The following is a 17,150-nucleotide window of genomic DNA, read 5'->3' on the forward strand; positions in this document are numbered from 1 at the left end:
CCGCAGACCTCCTGCGTGCAAGGCAGGCGCTCTCCCAGCTGAGCTATAGCCCCATTCATTGGTGGGTCTGGGTGGATTTGAACCACCGACCTCACCCTTATCAGGGGTGCGCTCTAACCAACTGAGCTACAGACCCAGGTCGTTCTCGTTTTTCTCAGTAATTCAGAGACAATTTATGTGAAAGCTAACTTAGGCTCGCGGCCGTCTTTGTCTTAAAGGAGGTGATCCAGCCCCAGCTTCCGCTAGGGCTACCTTGTTACGACTTCACCCCAGTCATGAATCACAAAGTGGTGAGCGCCCTCCCGAAGGTTAGACTACCCACTTCTTTTGCAACCCACTCCCATGGTGTGACGGGCGGTGTGTACAAGGCCCGGGAACGTATTCACCGTGACATTCTGATTCACGATTACTAGCGATTCCGACTTCACGGAGTCGAGTTGCAGACTCCGATCCGGACTACGAGAGGTTTTATGAGATTCGCGCACTGTCGCCAGCTAGCTGCTCTTTGTACCCCCCATTGTAGCACGTGTGTAGCCCATCCCATAAGGGCCATGATGACTTGACGTCGTCCCCGCCTTCCTCCGGTTTATCACCGGCAGTCTCTTTAGAGTTCTCAACTAAATGGTAGCAACTAAAGATAAGGGTTGCGCTCGTTGCGGGACTTAACCCAACATCTCACGACACGAGCTGACGACAGCCATGCAGCACCTGTCACTGCGTTCCCGAAGGCACCAATCTATCTCTAGAAAGTTCGCAGGATGTCAAGGGATGGTAAGGTTCTTCGCGTTGCATCGAATTAAACCACATGCTCCACCGCTTGTGCGGGCCCCCGTCAATTCCTTTGAGTTTTAATCTTGCGACCGTACTCCCCAGGCGGTCAACTTAGCGCGTTAGCTACGCTACTAACCTTTTTAATAAGGCCAACAGCTAGTTGACATCGTTTACGGCGTGGACTACCGGGGTATCTAATCCCGTTCGCTACCCACGCTTTCGCACCTCAGCGTCAGTTTTAGGCCAGGAAGTCGCCTTCGCCACTGATGTTCCTCCTGATATCTACGCATTTCACTGCTACACCAGGAATTCCACTTCCCTCTCCTAAACTCTAGATTGCCAGTATCGGATGCAATTCCTAGGTTGAGCCCAGGGCTTTCACAACCGACTTAACAGTCCGCCTACGCGCGCTTTACGCCCAGTAATTCCGAATAACGCTTGCACCCTCTGTATTACCGCGGCTGCTGGCACAGAGTTAGCCGGTGCTTCTTCTAAAGTTAACGTCACAGCTAGCCGATATTAGCGACTAACCTTTCCTCACAATTGAAAGTGCTTTACAACCCTCGGGCCTTCTTCACACACGCGGCATGGCTGCATCAAGGTTTCCCTCATTGTGCAATATTCCCCACTGCTGCCTCCCGTAGGAGTCTGGGCCGTGTCTCAGTCCCAGTGTGGCTGATCATCCTCTCAAACCAGCTATAGATCGTCGCCTTGGTAGGCCTTTACCCCACCAACTAGCTAATCTAACGCGGGCTCATCCTTTAGCGATAGCTTACAAGTAGAGGCCACCTTTACTCCGTAGAGCATATTCGGTATTAGCATACGTTTCCATATGTTGTCCCCAACTAAAGGGTAGATTCCCACGCGTTACTCACCCGTCCGCCACTCGACGCCCAAGATCGCCCTCCGAAGAGTTTGTTCTTGTCGTTTCCGTTCGACTTGCATGTGTTAGGCCTGCCGCCAGCGTTCATTCTGAGCCAGGATCAAACTCTTCAGTTTAATCTTTTTACTCGATTTTTTTGTGTGCTTGTCTGCACGAATTAAACACTCGAAATTAACAGGTACATGTTTCACATAAATGTGATTAACCATATACATAGTTGTCGAGATATTTATTTTTGGACAGCTACTTACCTAAGCAACTTCCACATAAATTATCTCTGAATTACCTGATTTTTAAAGAACTCTTGGTCTTGCTTTTCCTCAACTCAGTGCGCTGCACCCTGTCTCGGTAAGCCGCGTATTATAGGCGCTTGATTTTGTTTCCGTCAAGCTTTTTTTACGCTTTTTTTCTGCCCCGTTTCCGCTTTATTCAACTCCGTTTGCAGTGTTGTTTTTGGCGTCTCCGTGAAAGAGATGCGTATTCTATAGCCTCTCCAGTTTTTTGCAATAGCTTTTTGCAGTTTTTTGACATTTTTTTATCACTTTTTTTTAAAACTCGCACCAAATCCAGTGAATTTCAGGATTTTATCCAAAAAGTTATCCACAGGATGTCATTGTTTTGTGTAAAACGATACAATCCTGTCACATGACATTTAATCCATACTATAAAACGGTTATCAACACATGACACGCATCACAGCATTTTTGCTTTTCAGTCTCTCATTATTGTTATCCACGCACACTTTCGCCAAAGCCACACAAAGCTTGCATGAAGACTACAGCCTGACGACTTACCTCAACCCTTACACCCAAGAACCCGACCAAGTGGAATTATTCACCAAACAGGCCTCCAGCCAGGCTTTCTTCGGCATCACCTGCAGTGCAGGCAACTCGCTACCTTCTTTGAAAATCATTTTATTAAATAAGGCAATCATCAGCTCAACGCCCAAATTAATGACCGTCCAATATCAAATTCAACCATCCGACAAGCGTGCACCGATTCCATTACAAGGCATTTTAAAAATCCAATCTCAAAACAATCAAAAACAGAATCGAATTCGACTGGAAATTCCAACCCAGAAAATCGGCACTTTCCAGCAATTGCAACAAAGTTATCAACAATTACTCAATCAACTTAAAAACGGTCAAACCCTTCGCATTAAAGTCGCACACCATTCTTTAGGTGAATACGACTATACATTTTCACTGAAAGGGCTAAACTATTTACTTACCGCGAATGAATCTCTTTGCTTTTAAAGGAGTGGTTATGTCAGGAAGACGCGCATTCATAAAACAATTGGCCGCACTCGGTGCGCTGGGAGCAACGGCTTTTAGCCCTGTCAGTTATGGCAAACCGGCCAGGCCTGGCGATTATTCGGTCGGCGTAGTGCTTGACCCATTATTTCTGAAACACGACCTGCCCAAGCACCCGGAAACCGCTCAACGGCTGGTTGCCATTAACGAAGAGATGGAACGCCAGAAAATCTGGGAACAGCTCACGCCGGTCGATACCCGCATGGCAACATTGGAAGAATTGCGTTTCGCCCACCAGCAGAATTACATCGACGAAATCGAAATCCTGAGCAAAGGCGGTGGCGGTTTTTATGATGCTTATAATCAAGACACTTATTTAAACCACGCCACCTTCGATGCCGCAAAAATGGCCGCGGGCAGCAATATCAACCTGAACCTGGCCGTCCACGACCGCCAGGTCGACCGTGGCTTCGCTTTGTTACGTCCACCCGGACACCACGCTTTGACCAATAAAGCGATGGGGTTCTGCATTTTCAATTCCGACATCATCGCGGCCCGTGCGCTCCAAAAATACCGCGACGTTGAACGGGTCGCCATCATCGACTTCGACGTCCACCACGGCAACGGCACTCAAGACTTGGTCGCGGACGACCCGTCCATTATGGCCATTTCCATCCATCAACACCCTTACTGGCCGATGACCGGCGGCGCCAAATTCACTGGCAAAGACGGCGCAGAAGGCACAGTGGTTAACTGTCCCTTCCAAAAAAAGGCCGGCAACGCCACTTATCTATCGGTATACGACCAAGTTATCCAACCCAAACTGGAAGCCTTCAAGCCGGACCATATTATTGTATTCGCCGGTTACGACGCCCACTGGCAAGATCCCCTAGCCGAACACCAAGTCTCGGTAGTCGGTTTCAACCAACTGGTGGAAAAATGCCTGAACTCGGCCGACACCTTATGTAATGGCCGCATCAGTTTTTCACTGGGCGGCGGCTATAACCTCGAACCTCTGGCGCACTGCACCGTCGGCACCTTCCATACATTATTGAATAACCCGGAAAAACGCCTCAACCCATTGGGTGAGTCACCGACTCCGGAAGCCGATTACAGCCAAACCATTCAAAAATTGGCTCAGCACCATCTCAAAACCTAAACAACACGATGACCATGAAAGCTTTTTTGCGACACACCTTATTGATAACCAGCCTGGCTGCATTGATACCAACGAGCCAGGCCAATACCCTGCCGATTTTCGACAGCCATTCGCATTACTCCTTGGCCGACAGCCGCGTTCTCAGCCCGGCGCAAATCATTTCGCGCTATGACAAGTACAATGTCATCGGCGCCGTGATTTCCAGCACCCCGACATCAAAAGCCGAATTGCTGTATCAACACGCCCCCAAACGCATTATTCCGTTTTTGAGCTTATACAAAACCAAAGCCAACAAACCCAACTGGATGCTGGACCTCAATACCTTAAACGACATTGAAGCCCAACTTGATGCCTTCCCCTACCAAGGCATCGGCGAGTTCCACATCTTCAAGCAAGACACTTACAGCCCGGTTTTAAAACGCATCATTCAAATCGCTGGCGAGCGCAGCTTAATGCTGCAAATCCACGGCGATGCGGAAATCGTCGACCGCATATTCGAGATTTCACCCAACGTTCAAGTCATTTGGGCCCATCTCGGCACCAAACCGACACCGGACTTTCTGGCTTCGCTCCTGAAACGTCACCCCCAAAACCTATACATTGACACCTCGGTACGGGATGGCGAGTTTTTTGACGACCGAGGTCGTCTTAACCCCGAATGGGAAGGCTTTTTCATCCAACACCAAGATCGATTACTGGCTGCCGTCGACACCTTCAGCACACTACGCTGGCTGACCGTCGGCCATACCTTATCGAAAATGCGCCGCTGGCTGAGCCAATTGCCACCGGATGTAGCCCATAAAATTGCCTACCAAAATGCACTGAAGCTATTCGATCGCCCGGACTTAACGCCCTAGCCCCCAAACCTGCCCCAATGCATCACACAGGGGCACCAAAAGAATGCAGCGCCGCATTCAAAATATCACCAAAAATACATAACCCATTGAAAAACAAACAATAACCAGCTTGGTATAACGATTGCTTATTACGATTAAAGAAAAACGTAATAAATTTATCCTCCGAAGCAGAAGGCATAAATAAGCATTTCGAGAGAGAGCAAGCTATGGCATTATTTTCAAAATCCTGGACAACGCCTCGCGTTCCCTTAGATAAAACATCGCGAATCTGGCTGACCTTCGCCAGCTTCGCCATTCCGATTCTGCTTTGGTCATTGGTGAGCTACTCGCCTTACATCTGGCATCCGCAAATGAAAATCTCCGATCCCGGCGATGTTTCCTACTTCCGCAAAGACAGCCTGATCGATAAAGAAATCTATTATCGCGAAATGGACAAGTTGCTGACCAAACAGGCGGAAGAACAGGCTGAGATCAAGCTGCCGCAAGGCGTTCCGTCCAATCCGGTTTATCTGCCGGCGCCACACGAAGTGCTGACCGCGCTTTACACGGCCTTCACGACCCCGCCCAAACGCAGTAACGAACCTTGGTTTCACGAAAGCCTGGGGCATTCGATTCAAGTCATCGCTTGGGGATTTTTCTGGTCAATGGTCTTTGGCTTGCCGCTCGGCATTTTAGCCGGTACCTATGAATCGGCATCACGTGTTATCGAGCCGTTCACCGAATTTTTCCGTTACTTACCGGCCCCCGCTTTCGGTGCCTTGGCCGTCGCCATTTTAGGGATTTACGACGCCCCGAAAATCGCCATTATTTTCATCGGAACCTTTTTCCAAATGGTGTTGATTACCGCCAACACCACACGCAAACTGAACATGGCGCTCATCGAAGCCTCGCTGACGTTGGGCTGCAAAGGACTCTCCTTGATTCGCCGCGTGATCATTCCGGGCATTCTGCCGGATCTGTATCGCGACATGCGTATTCTGCTGGGCTGGGCTTGGACTTACTTGATCGTGGCCGAGCTCATCGGCACCAGCTCCGGGATTACCTGGTTCATCACCCAGCAAGCCCGTTACAAAAACTTCGACAATGTTTTCGCCGCGATTTTAATTATCGGGATTATCGGCCTGGTGACCGACCTGGTTCTGGCCCGCATCGGCAAACGCCTTTTCCCTTGGCACGGTTCACACTAAGGAGCACGGAATGACACAAGCACAACACCCCTTAGACTTATGGCAAACGCCGGAAATCCAGGACCGTAACCAACGCATACTCAAACGTCCCAAGGCGCTTGAAATCCAAAACCTGGAAATGTCTTTCGAACATAAAGGCAAAACCAACAAAGTCCTGGGCGGCATCGATTTCACCGCTTTCAAGCGTGAATTCGTCTGCGTGGTCGGACCATCCGGTTGCGGTAAATCCACTTTGGCTCGCCTCATCGCCGGTTTGGAAACCAAGGACAGCGGCGACATTTTGGTGGAAAACAAACAAGTGGTCGAGCCCGGCCCGGATCGCGGCATGGTTTTCCAAAGCTACTCGCTTTTCCCGTGGATGTCGGTAAAAGAAAACGTCATGTTCGGTCTCACCCAAGGCGGCATGTCGAAAAACACCGCCGAAACCGAAGCCTTGCAATGGATTGACCTGGTCGGGCTGGAGAAGTTCGCCGAAGCCTATCCGCACCAACTGTCGGGCGGCATGAAGCAGCGCGTCGCAATTATCCGCGCCCTAGCGAACCAGCCGAAAATCCTGCTGATGGACGAACCGTTCGCCGCGCTGGATCCGCAGAACCGATTAAAGATGCAACAGTATCTGCTGGAAATCTGGCAGAACATCGACATCACCATTTTCTTTATCACCCATGATTTGGACGAAGCCATTTATCTGGCCGACCGAATCCTGGTATTGGATGCCAACCCGGGCCGGGTGCGCGAAGTGGTCAATGTGCCATTGCCGCGTCCGAGAGCGGACGACACGCTGCTAAGCCCGGCGTTCATGGCCACCAAAGAATATTTGGAAAGCCTGGTGCATCCACCCGAGCCCGAGCTGGACTTTGAGGAAAAACTCAGCATGGTCCGCCTCGTTCCCGTTAACGCAGAAGTTCCGGATGTATTTTAAATGACTCAGAACAACAAAGGCCTTGTCCGCACCAGCGCTTCCCTACCCGCCAAAGTACTGGAAGACCTGGATCAGCTCGTAATCGACCGCGGTTTTAACAACCGCTCTGCCCTCTTGGCGGAAATGATTCAAAAGGAAGTCTCGGCGTATCGCCAAGACTACACCAATGAAGTCATGGCCGGCACCCTGACACTGGTGTACGACCACGCCGTGCCCGGCTTGCAGGTCAAGCTGAATCAGCTTAAGCATCAATACGTGGCGGAAATCATCTCCTCCACCCAAATTCAATTAATGGACCACCACACCTTGGAGGTCAATCTGATGCAAGGCGCGGCCGACCAGCTGAACCGCATCAGCCACGAAATGATTTCCAACCGGGGCGTGAAAACCGGCAACCTTTACTTGACCCATTCGGCCCTACCACCGATTCACACTTCGGTCACCGACTCGTCACAGGAGACTCAAAATGACTGACAACACTTCATCCAAAACCACCAGGCCTGGTGATTTCATCTGGCAAGAAAGCTTGCCGGGTGGCGGCCACTGGTCCGGCGTCATTCGCCGCGGCACCGTTTTGCGTTTAACCGATGTGGAAGGCGGCGCCAATGTCGCCATGCTCATCAACAACCTGGAAGTCAAAAGCGAACGTTACAACATGCCGGACACCTTGAAAGCGCAGAAAACCGCTTTCCTGACCCGTCCGAACATGTGTTTCAGCGATATGGGGCGCGTGATGTGCTCGATTATCGAAGACACCTGCGGCTGGCACGACACCATCGGCGGCTTGTCGCACGCGGCGTTGGTGCATAAAAAATACGGCGATAAGTCCTATCAGGAAGCCCACAACGACTACTACAAAAACGGCTACGACAGCCTGTTGAACGAGCTTGGCAAATGGGGCCTAAACGCCAGCGACATCATGCCGAACATCAACTGGTTCAGCAAAGTGCGCGTCGAAGACGACGGCCAAATGACTTTTGTCCCGAACAACTCCAAAGCGGGCGACTACGTTGATTTGCGCTTTGAAATGGACAGCATCGTCTCTTTGTCCACCGCACAACATCCGTTGGATCCGAACTCGGAATACGCTCCGAAACCGATTCAACTGACCGTGTTCAAAGCGCAACCGGTCGCGCAGGACGACGCCAGTCGCCTCCACCGTGCCGAAAACGAACGCGCTTACTACAACACCAAAATTTACTATGGAGAAAACCCAAATGACGACATCTAACGTTGATGAAAGCCGTATTGTCTATCGCGAAGTGGTCGAAGCGGGTAAACCATGGATGCACGAAGTCAAAGCCGGACAACATTTCCGCATTGTCGACCTGGAAGGTAACCAGGCGGTCGATACCCTGTTTTACAACGCCCACGACCACAGCGAGCGCTATTCGGCGGCGGACACCATCCGCGAACAAGGCAACATCTATTTGACCACCGGTTCGGTACTGCAATCCAACTTGGTCAACCCGATGCTGACCATCACCGACGACACCTGTGGCCGCCACGATACCATCGGCGGTGCCTGTTCGGCGGAGAGCAACACCGTGCGCTACGCCATTGAAAAACGCCACATGCACTCGTGCCGTGATTCCTTCCTGATGGCGTTGGGAGAATGTGAATGCAACCACGGTCAGCAAATGACCAAGGATGACCTCGCCAGCAACATCAATTTCTTTATGAACGTGCCCGTTTCACCGGACGGCCATCTCGATTTCGACGACGGCATTTCCGCACCGGGGCGCTATGTGGAAATGAAAGCCCATATGGATGTGTTGGTGTTGGTGTCCAATTGCCCGCAATTGAACAACCCTTGTAACGGCTACAACCCGACACCGGTTGAAATGATTATCTGGGAATAACGCAATACGCTTCCCAACACTCTTCAGAACGCGCTGAAAAGGAAAACACATGTTTAAGAAAGTTCTCATCGCCAACCGTGGCGCCATCGCCACCCGGATTATCCGTACACTTCGCACCATGGGCATCCAATCAGTGGTGCTGGCGTCCGACGCCGACCGTACATCGCTGCACGTGCTGGAAGCCGACGAAGTCATTTCCCTACCGGGCAATGTCGCCACCGAAACCTATCTGAACGTGCCGTTGATTTTAGAGCACGCTCAGGAATTGGGCGTCGAAGCAATCCACCCTGGCTACGGTTTTTTGAGTGAGAACGCCGGTTTCGCCGAAACCTGTGAAAGCATGGGCATCCGATTCATCGGCCCCACGCCCGAACACATCCGCGATTTCGGTTTAAAACACACCGCACGCGAACTGGCCATTAAAGCCGAAGTGCCCTTACTGCCCGGCTCCGATTTGCTCGAAACGCTCGAAACGGCGTTAGAAGAGGCCGAGCGCATCGGTTACCCGGTCATGCTGAAAAGCACGGCCGGCGGTGGCGGCATCGGCATGCAGCGTTGCGACGATGCCGAAGCGCTTTCCGAAGCGTTTGAGAAGGTTGCGCGTTTGAGCCAAAACGCCTTCGGCCAAAGCGGCATTTTTCTGGAAAAATTCGTCGTCAACGCCCGCCACATCGAAATCCAGATTTTCGGTGACGGCCTGGGCCAAGTCGTTTCCTTCGGCGAGCGTGACTGTTCCTTGCAGCGCCGTAACCAAAAGGTCGTTGAAGAAACCCCGGCCGTGGGCATCTCCCGCGAACAGGTCGCGGAAATGGAAGCCCACGCCGTGCGTCTCGGAGAGCTGGTCAGCTACCGCTCCGCCGGCACGGTGGAATACGTTTATGACGCGGACACCGAACAATACTATTTCCTCGAAGTGAACACCCGTTTACAGGTCGAACACGGCATCACCGAAGCGGTGCGCGACGTCGATTTGGTGGAGTGGATGATTCAAGTCGCCTTTGACCAAACCTTCCCAGGCCTGGTCAAACCGGCGCAAGGCCACGCCATTGAAGTCCGTGTTTACGCCGAAGACCCGTTCAAGAATTTCCAGCCAAGTTCCGGCCGTCTCACCGGCTGGAAAATGCCGAGCGACTGCCGAGTGGATACCTGGTGCAGCAGCGGTCAGGAAGTCAGCTCCTTCTACGACCCGATGCTGGCAAAAATCATCGTCAAAGGCCAAAACCGTGACGACGCCGTGGCCAAACTGCAAACGGCCATGGACGAAACCCGCATCGACGGCTTCGAGACCAATGCGACTTATTTGAAAACCCTCAGCCATGCCGAGGCGTTCATCAAAGCCGAAAACCTCTATACGCGCTTTTTGAACGGCTTTACCCATCAGCCCGACACGGTCGAAATCACCAACGCCGGCACCCACTCCATGCTCATCAGTTATCCGGGCCGAACCGGTTATTGGGACATCGGCGTGCCGCCGTCCGGGCCGATGGACGCCTTATCGCACCGTTTGGCCAACCGCTGTCTGGGCAATGCCGATGACGCTGCGACCATCGAAATGACCGTGTCCGGCGTCAGCATGACCTTCGACCGCGATGCCGTCATCTGCATCACCGGGGCTGATGTGCAACCGACGCTGGATAAACAGCCAATTCCGCAGTGGCAAGCCGTGGAAGTGAAAGCCGGTCAACAACTGAAATCCAAAGTCATCAAATCCTTGGGACAGCGGGCGTATCTCGCCATCCAAGGCGGCTTCAGCGTACCGGATTACATGGGCAGTAAAACCACCTTCTCACTGGGCGGTTTCGGCGGTCATGCCGGGCGATTGCTGCGCGCCGGCGACGTCCTGCACATTCCGGCGGACACCGCCGGCATCAGCGCCACCCAGCCGATTCCGGCCGAGCTGATTCCCAACTTGGAAAACGAGGTGGAAATCGCGGTGATTTACGGCCCGCAAGGCTCACCGGATTTTTTCACCGAAGGCGACATCGACACCTTCTTCTCCACCGCTTGGGAAGTCCACTATAACTCCAGCCGAACCGGCATCCGCCTGATTGGCCCGAAACCGACTTGGGCACGAACGGACGGCGGCGAAGCCGGTCTGCATCCGTCCAACATCCACGACAACGCTTACGCCATCGGTGCCATCGACTTCACCGGCGACATGCCGGTCATCTTGGCGCAGGATGGCCCGAGCCTGGGCGGCTTTGTCTGCCCGGCCACTATCATCGAAGCCGAGCAATGGAAAATGGGGCAATTGCGTCCCGGCGATACAGTGCGCTTCAAGCCGGTGTCCATCGACACCGCCGAAGTCGCACTCAAAGCGCAAGATGCCGCCATCAGCGCACTGGATGCCTCTGTCGTTTCCGACCTGACCTATCTGTCGGAACCGACCGAACAATCCTGCCTGGCGAAAGAACTGCCGGCCGGCGAACACGAGTTCGGCGTCAAATACCGCCGTTCCGGCGACAGCCATGTGCTCATCGAATACGGGGCTATGGAACTGGACTTGGCCTTGCGCTTCCGCATTCAAGTGCTGACCGACAAATTGAAAGAACTCAAAAACGACCAGGCCTGGGCATTTTTGAAGGATTTAACGCCGGGCATCCGCTCTTTGCAGGTGCACTACAATCCACGCCAAATTGCCCAAAACGACCTGATTCAAAAGCTGGTCGATCTGGAAGCGGAAATTTCATCCGCCAAAGACCTCACGGTGAAAAGCCGCATCGTCAAACTGCCATTGTCATGGGACGATCCGAGCACGCGTCTGGCCATCGAAAAATACATGAATTCGGTGCGCCCGGATGCGCCTTGGTGTCCGAGCAATATCGAGTTCATCCGCCGCATCAACGGTCTGGATTCGATTGAAGACGTCAAACGCATCGTTTTCGAAGCCAAATACCTGGTCATGGGACTGGGCGACGTTTACCTCGGCGCGCCGGTTTCCACGCCATTAGACCCGCGTCACCGTCTGGTCACCACCAAATACAACCCGGCCAGAACCTGGACGCCGGAAAATGCCGTGGGCATCGGCGGCGCTTATATGTGTGTTTACGGCATGGAAGGCCCAGGCGGTTATCAGTTTGTGGGGCGCACTATCCAAATGTGGAACGCCTATCGCAACACCCAATATTTCCCACCGGGCAAACCTTGGTTGCTGGATTTCTTCGACCAGATTCAGTTCTATCCGGTCAGTGAAGACGAGCTGAAACAAGCACGCCACGACTTCCCGTTGGGCCGTTTCGACATCGACATTGAAGAAACCACCTTGTCTCTGGCCGATTATCAGGCGTTCCTGGCCGAAGAAGCCGACAGCATCGCCGAATTCCAGACCAAGCAAAAAGCCGCTTTCGAAGCCGAACGCCAACGTTGGGAAGCCAACGGCCAAGCCAACTACGAAGACACGTCATCCCAAGAGGAAATTCAAAACGAACCGATGGCCGAAATCCCGGAAGGCTTTGAAGCCGCCCTGTCGCCGATTACCGGCAGCGTCTGGAAAATTCAGGTCAAACCCGGCGATGCGGTGGCCGAAGGCGATGTCATCGCCATTCTGGAAACCATGAAAATCGAAATTCCGATTGAAGCGGAATACGACGGCACCGTCACCGAAATTCTCATCAACGAAGGGGATTTGATTCAAAACGGCCAAGCCTTGCTGGTCATGGAGGTATCGGAATGATCGATTGTCGCATCGCGTCTTTACGCCAGGCCTATGGCGAAGGCCAACTCACGCCGCGTCAAGTGGTCGAGAGCCTGCATCAACAGACGGGCCATTACACGGATTACAACCTTTTCATCCATGTGTTGACGGATGAAGAACTGGCGCCTTATCTGAACCGCTTGGAAGAATCGGAGCCCAACAGCCTGCCGCTGTGGGGCATTCCGTTTATGATCAAAGACAACATCGATTTGGCGGGCATTCCCACCACGGCGGCCTGTGAAGAATTCGCCTACGTGCCGGAGCACTCCGCCACGGTGGTGCAACTGTTGATTGACGCCGGTGCCATTCCGCTTGCCAAAACCAATATGGACCAGTTCGCCACCGGCTTGGTCGGCACCCGTTCGCCTTACGGCGTGTGCCACAATGCGTTTGATTTCAACATGATTTCCGGCGGGTCCAGCTCCGGTTCGGCCGCCTCGCTGGCATTGAATTTATGCAGTTTCTCGCTGGGCACGGACACCGCCGGTTCCGGTCGAGTGCCCGCCGCGTTCAACAACCTGATTGGCCTGAAACCGTCCAAAGGCCTTTTGAGCACGTCCGGCGTGGTGCCTGCGGTTCGCTCGCAGGATGTGGTGAGCATTTTTGCCTTGAACGCCCAGGACGCTTACAAGGTGTTTGACGTCGCCGCCCAGCCGGATGACACCGACGAATTCAGCCGAGACGAAATGGCCCTGACACCTCCAGCCTGGGCAGCCAAACCCGTCATCGGCATTCCCGACGCCGCCGGTTTGATTTTTTATGACGACCACGAGGCGCAAGCCAACTTTGAGGCCACGGTCACACAACTGAAAAGCCAAGGTTTTGACATTAAGGAAATCGATTTCACCTTATGGCTGGAAACCGCCAAACTCTTATACGGTGGCGCTTGGGTGGCGGAGCGCTACGCCGCCATTGAAGCCTTTTTCGAAGCCCATGAAACCCAACTCGACCCGACGGTGGGCGGCATTATCGCCGGTGCCCGCAACTTGAGTGCGGCCGACGCTTACAAAGGCAGCTATGCCCTGCAGCAGGCGCAGCGCGATACCCGCGCCGTGTGGCAGGACATCAATTGTTTCATGACGCCGACCACGCCGACCATTTTCAGCACCGAGCAAATCGAACAAGACCCGGTGGGGCTGAATTCGGTGCTCGGCACCTACACCAATTTCATGAATTTATTGGATTACGCCGCCGTCGCCATGCCGACCGGCTTGCGAAACGATAGCTTACCGACCGGAGTGACCTTTTTCGCCCCCGCCGGCAGTGATCGCGCCTTGTTGAAACTGACCGACGCGTTACACAACCAGTTCAACAAAACGGCGGGCGCCAAAGCACTGCCGATTCCGGCGCCAAAAGCCGAATTGTTCGACACGCCACACACTATTTCATTGGCGGTGGTCGGCGCCCACTTGGTCGGATTTCCATTGAATGGACAATTAATCGAACGCGGTGCGACCTTGTTGCAAACCACGAAAACCGCGCCGAAATACCGTTTTTACCAACTGGCCGGCGGCCCGATTCTGAAGCCAGGCCTGGTGAAAACCAATACTGACGGTGCCAGCATTGAAGTGGAAGTCTGGTCCATGCCCAAGCAGCATCTCGGCACCTTTTTGGCGTTGATTCCTTCCCCACTGGGGCTGGGAAAAGTGGAATTGATTGACGGCTCACAAGTGGTCGGCTTTATCTGCGAACCTTACGGCATTGAAGGCGCCACCGACATCACCCATACCGGTGGGTGGCGCAATTGGATGAAACAAAATGCTTTATGAACATTGATGAAAACTATGTAAAACTGTTGAAGATTTATGCCGCCGTCGTGGAGTCCAACGGTATTGCCAATGCGCAAGCGCGCTTGAATAAAGATGCATCCACCATCAGCCGAGCCATCACCCAATTGGAAAAACGCTTGCAACTCACTTTATGTAATCGTGGCCGAAGTGGGTTTGAGGTGACGCCGGAAGGCAGTTTAGTCTATGAAGAGTCCTTAAAACTTTTTACAGGGTTCAGAGGGTTCGAAAAAAGAGTGGAATCCTTAAGCGGCAAAGGGTTACAAAGTTTAAGTATCGGCATTATCGACAATGTCATAACCGATCCAAATTGCCCGCTGCTTCTCGCCATTAAGCAATACTGCGCCGATAGTCATCCAGACGTAATGCTGAACATTGGGGTACAGACACCCCATGAATTGGAAAAGCAATTGCTCGACAAACGAATTGACATGGCTTTGGGCATCTTTGAAAGCAAACACGATGCGATTAGCTACACTCCGATTTACCAAGAAACCGATTATCTTTACTGCGCGGTCGACAGTGATTTGGGAAAGAAGATTCAAACCGAAAACACTGACGGCAACATATTTGATTGGTTAAACGGTCAAAACTTTGTGTCTCGCAATTTTCTCAAAGAAACCGATTTAATTGAACTGAATCTTGAAACCTACGGGCACGTAACTTATACCGAAAACCTTGAAGCGATGATGTTTTTGATTCTTTCAGGACAATATATCGGCTTTATTCCTCAACACTATGCCGATAGCTTTGAAAAACAGGGAATCCTCATTCCTGTTCTACCCAAACAGTTTTTTCATATCTCTGTTGTTGAAGCCGCACATCTCACAAGAGATGAGACGCTTCGAAACGTCATCGGACAATTTTTCAAGCAACTGAAGTAATCATGACGCAAGTCGCACGTATACTTGCAAACATCATCATTTAAGGCCGTCCTACTTTCCTCTAATCTAAACCAGAACACTTGTAATAGATTAACCAGAGGACAACCTGATGTTTCATTTTTATAAAAAGCTTTCAGCATTCCTGCTCATGACATTTTTGATGAGTGTAACGACGCTATCTTACGCTAAAGATAAATACACCATTGCATGGACAATATACGCCGGCTCCATGCCATTGGCTTATGCACAAGACAGCGGAATTTTGCAAAAGTGGGGTCAAAAATACGGTTTTGATCTAGAGGCAGTACAACTAAACGATTATATCGAAGCCCAAACTCAATTCACAGCTGGCACCTTCGATGCCGTCATTGCCATTTCATTGGATGCATTAACGATTCCGGCAGCTTCCGGGGTCGATACGTCGGCCGTCATGCCATTGAGTACATCGGCCGGAAGCGATGGGATCATCATTCGCGGCAAACAAAAAACGTTGAACGACTTGAAAGGTAAGAGTGTCAATCTAGTCGAGTTATCCGGATCCCACTATATGCTCATCAGAGCTTTGGAAAGTGTCGGTATGTCAGAAAAAGATGTCACCGTTATTAACACGTCTGATGCAGATATTGTCGCTATTTTCGAGGATCCCAACAGTCAAGTCATCGCCACTTGGAAACCCCAACTAAGCGAAATTCTAACACAATACCCAGACTCGACTTTAGTCTTCGACTCTTCCGATATTTATGGCGAAATTGTGGATATTATGGCGGTCAGAACAGAGGCATTAAAGAAGAACCCAAACCTGGGTAATGCCATCGCTAACGCTTGGTATGAAGCCCTGACAATCATGCAAACCCCCAATCACCCTAAACACCAGGAAATGATGAGCTATATGGCCAAAGCATTAAACACGGATGAAACAGGATTGAAGGACCAACTGAAAACCATTGATTTCTTTACGGCAGCCAAAGCGAAAGAGTTTGTAACGGATGCTAAATTTTCCAGCCAACTAAAAGAAATCACAAAATTTGCATTTAAAAATGGATTGCTAGGTGAACAGGCATCTTCAGCAGAATATATCGGCATTGAAACCGGAAACCACCAAGTTATCGGCAACCAAGAGAACGTCAATTTGCGCTTCCCAACTACTTGGCTGGAGTCTAAATAAATGAAGAAACCTCAATTCAACCTCTCCACGCCTTATAAGTGGCCTCTCAGCGGCCATTTCTCATTAACAACTACTGCGGTGATCGTGATTGATATGCAACGTGACTTCTTAGAAGATGGAGGCTATTTCGCGAGCATGGGGGAAGATATATCCCATGCTCAGAAAGCGATACAACCGGCAAAACACTTCCTTGAAACGGCGCGCAACTTGAACATGATGGTTATCCACACCCGAGAAAGTCATCGCACAAACCTTGACGACCTCAACGCCAATAAGTTCATTAAAAGTCAAAACCAAGGCGCCCCCATCGGCAGCAATGGCCCGATGGGACGCTTGCTGGTTAGAGGTGAATACGGTAGCGATATTATTGATGACTTGAAGCCTCTTAATAAAGAGACCGTCATTGATAAACCGGGAAATAGTGCTTTTTATGCCACAGATCTCGACATTATTTTAAAAACAAATCGGATAGAAAGCCTTGTTTTACTCGGTGTGACGACAGACGTCTGTATTTCTTCAACGATGCGGGATGCAAATGATCGCGGATTTGATTGCTTACTCTTAGAAGATTGCTGTGGTGCCGCAACGGAGTCCCTACACCATTCGGTTTTGAAAAGCATGGAAAGGGAGGGCGGTATTTTCGGGTGCTATGGCCAAAGCTTGGACTTTTGCCAATTTTTATCCAATGCAGTGGAGCAGACGTCCTAGCGGCAGCCCAGGGTAATT

General features: G+C 51.5%; 13 protein-coding genes, 2 tRNA genes and 1 rRNA gene (1 of these 16 cut by a window edge). 13 read left to right on the plus strand and 3 right to left on the minus strand.

The annotated features are described in order from the left end of the window. From EPV75_RS09580 to EPV75_RS09590, 3 genes are all read right to left on the minus strand, one after another. Positions 1–53 (minus strand) — tRNA-Ala (locus EPV75_RS09580) (it extends 23 nt beyond the left edge of the window). Positions 54–59: 6 nt separating this feature from the next. After that, positions 60–136: transfer RNA gene (locus tag EPV75_RS09585), tRNA-Ile, on the minus strand. Positions 137–214: 78 nt separating this feature from the next. Beyond that, positions 215–1,770 (minus strand): 16S ribosomal RNA (locus EPV75_RS09590). Positions 1,771–2,337: 567 nt separating this feature from the next. Between EPV75_RS09590 and EPV75_RS09595 the strand changes: the two genes are divergently transcribed. The 13 genes from EPV75_RS09595 (at position 2,338) to EPV75_RS09655 (ending at position 17,132) form a co-directional block, all read left to right on the plus strand. After that, entirely contained in the window at positions 2,338–2,910 is a 573-nt protein-coding gene (locus EPV75_RS09595) for a hypothetical protein (RefSeq protein ID WP_128385237.1), read from the plus strand. A 10-nt stretch (positions 2,911–2,920) separates the two neighbouring features. After that, positions 2,921–4,066 carry a histone deacetylase family protein gene (locus EPV75_RS09600; protein ID WP_128385238.1) on the plus strand — a complete coding sequence of 382 codons (1,146 nt, stop codon included), beginning with the start codon at positions 2,921–2,923 and terminating at the stop codon, positions 4,064–4,066. Between the two features lie 14 nt (positions 4,067–4,080). Next, the gene (locus EPV75_RS09605; RefSeq protein ID WP_225972307.1) at positions 4,081–4,923 is read left to right on the plus strand and encodes an amidohydrolase family protein; all 843 of its coding nucleotides are present in this window, start codon (positions 4,081–4,083) and stop codon (positions 4,921–4,923) included. 206 nt (positions 4,924–5,129) lie between these two features. Further along, positions 5,130–6,110 (plus strand): ABC transporter permease, encoded by a 981-nt coding sequence (locus EPV75_RS09610; protein WP_128385240.1) that lies wholly within the window; start codon positions 5,130–5,132, stop codon positions 6,108–6,110. Positions 6,111–6,228: 118 nt separating this feature from the next. Beyond that, positions 6,229–7,032 (plus strand): ABC transporter ATP-binding protein, encoded by an 804-nt coding sequence (locus EPV75_RS09615; RefSeq protein WP_449768859.1) that lies wholly within the window; start codon positions 6,229–6,231, stop codon positions 7,030–7,032. Continuing rightward, positions 7,033–7,506: a CopG family ribbon-helix-helix protein gene (locus EPV75_RS09620; RefSeq protein WP_029938715.1), complete on the plus strand. Its 474-nt coding sequence runs from the start codon at positions 7,033–7,035 to the stop codon at positions 7,504–7,506. It abuts the gene before it with no gap. Continuing rightward, positions 7,499–8,263, plus strand: coding sequence for an urea amidolyase associated protein UAAP1 (locus tag EPV75_RS09625; protein WP_128385242.1), 765 nt, complete (start codon positions 7,499–7,501; stop codon positions 8,261–8,263). The genes EPV75_RS09620 and EPV75_RS09625 overlap by 8 nt, the downstream gene beginning before the upstream one ends. Continuing rightward, complete coding sequence (locus EPV75_RS09630) at positions 8,250–8,894, plus strand: urea amidolyase associated protein UAAP2 (protein ID WP_029938717.1); 645 nt, start codon at positions 8,250–8,252, stop codon at positions 8,892–8,894. Before EPV75_RS09625 ends, EPV75_RS09630 begins: the two co-directional genes overlap by 14 nt. Before the next feature lie 49 nt (positions 8,895–8,943). Beyond that, positions 8,944–12,567 (plus strand): urea carboxylase, encoded by a 3,624-nt coding sequence (gene uca, locus EPV75_RS09635; RefSeq protein ID WP_128385243.1) that lies wholly within the window; start codon positions 8,944–8,946, stop codon positions 12,565–12,567. Next, positions 12,564–14,357, plus strand: a complete 1,794-nt coding sequence (gene atzF / locus EPV75_RS09640) for an allophanate hydrolase (protein WP_225972308.1) — start codon at positions 12,564–12,566, stop codon at positions 14,355–14,357. Before uca ends, atzF begins: the two co-directional genes overlap by 4 nt. Further along, positions 14,354–15,259 carry a LysR family transcriptional regulator gene (locus tag EPV75_RS09645; protein ID WP_128385244.1) on the plus strand — a complete coding sequence of 302 codons (906 nt, stop codon included), beginning with the start codon at positions 14,354–14,356 and terminating at the stop codon, positions 15,257–15,259. The genes atzF and EPV75_RS09645 overlap by 4 nt, the downstream gene beginning before the upstream one ends. A 109-nt stretch (positions 15,260–15,368) precedes the next feature. After that, positions 15,369–16,424 carry a putative urea ABC transporter substrate-binding protein gene (locus EPV75_RS09650; protein WP_225972309.1) on the plus strand — a complete coding sequence of 352 codons (1,056 nt, stop codon included), beginning with the start codon at positions 15,369–15,371 and terminating at the stop codon, positions 16,422–16,424. After that, positions 16,425–17,132 carry a cysteine hydrolase family protein gene (locus EPV75_RS09655; protein ID WP_128385245.1) on the plus strand — a complete coding sequence of 236 codons (708 nt, stop codon included), beginning with the start codon at positions 16,425–16,427 and terminating at the stop codon, positions 17,130–17,132. It abuts the gene before it with no gap. Positions 17,133–17,150 lie beyond the last annotated feature (18 nt).

Source organism: Hydrogenovibrio thermophilus, assembly GCF_004028275.1.
Classification (GTDB): Bacteria; Pseudomonadota; Gammaproteobacteria; order Thiomicrospirales; family Thiomicrospiraceae; genus Hydrogenovibrio; species Hydrogenovibrio thermophilus.

Bases quoted from the DNA above. Each gene is read 5' to 3' on its own strand.
- EPV75_RS09595 (WP_128385237.1), top strand. From the start codon at position 2,338: ATGACACGCATCACAGCATTTTTGCTTTTCAGTCTCTCATTATTGTTA.
- EPV75_RS09600 (WP_128385238.1), top strand. From the start codon at position 2,921: ATGTCAGGAAGACGCGCATTCATAAAACAATTGGCCGCACTCGGTGCG.
- EPV75_RS09605 (WP_225972307.1), top strand. From the start codon at position 4,081: ATGAAAGCTTTTTTGCGACACACCTTATTGATAACCAGCCTGGCTGCA.
- EPV75_RS09610 (WP_128385240.1), top strand. From the start codon at position 5,130: ATGGCATTATTTTCAAAATCCTGGACAACGCCTCGCGTTCCCTTAGAT.
- EPV75_RS09615 (WP_449768859.1), top strand. From the start codon at position 6,229: ATGTCTTTCGAACATAAAGGCAAAACCAACAAAGTCCTGGGCGGCATC.
- EPV75_RS09620 (WP_029938715.1), top strand. From the start codon at position 7,033: ATGACTCAGAACAACAAAGGCCTTGTCCGCACCAGCGCTTCCCTACCC.
- EPV75_RS09625 (WP_128385242.1), top strand. From the start codon at position 7,499: ATGACTGACAACACTTCATCCAAAACCACCAGGCCTGGTGATTTCATC.
- EPV75_RS09630 (WP_029938717.1), top strand. From the start codon at position 8,250: ATGACGACATCTAACGTTGATGAAAGCCGTATTGTCTATCGCGAAGTG.
- uca (WP_128385243.1), top strand. From the start codon at position 8,944: ATGTTTAAGAAAGTTCTCATCGCCAACCGTGGCGCCATCGCCACCCGG.
- atzF (WP_225972308.1), top strand. From the start codon at position 12,564: ATGATCGATTGTCGCATCGCGTCTTTACGCCAGGCCTATGGCGAAGGC.
- EPV75_RS09645 (WP_128385244.1), top strand. From the start codon at position 14,354: ATGAACATTGATGAAAACTATGTAAAACTGTTGAAGATTTATGCCGCC.
- EPV75_RS09650 (WP_225972309.1), top strand. From the start codon at position 15,369: ATGTTTCATTTTTATAAAAAGCTTTCAGCATTCCTGCTCATGACATTT.
- EPV75_RS09655 (WP_128385245.1), top strand. From the start codon at position 16,425: ATGAAGAAACCTCAATTCAACCTCTCCACGCCTTATAAGTGGCCTCTC.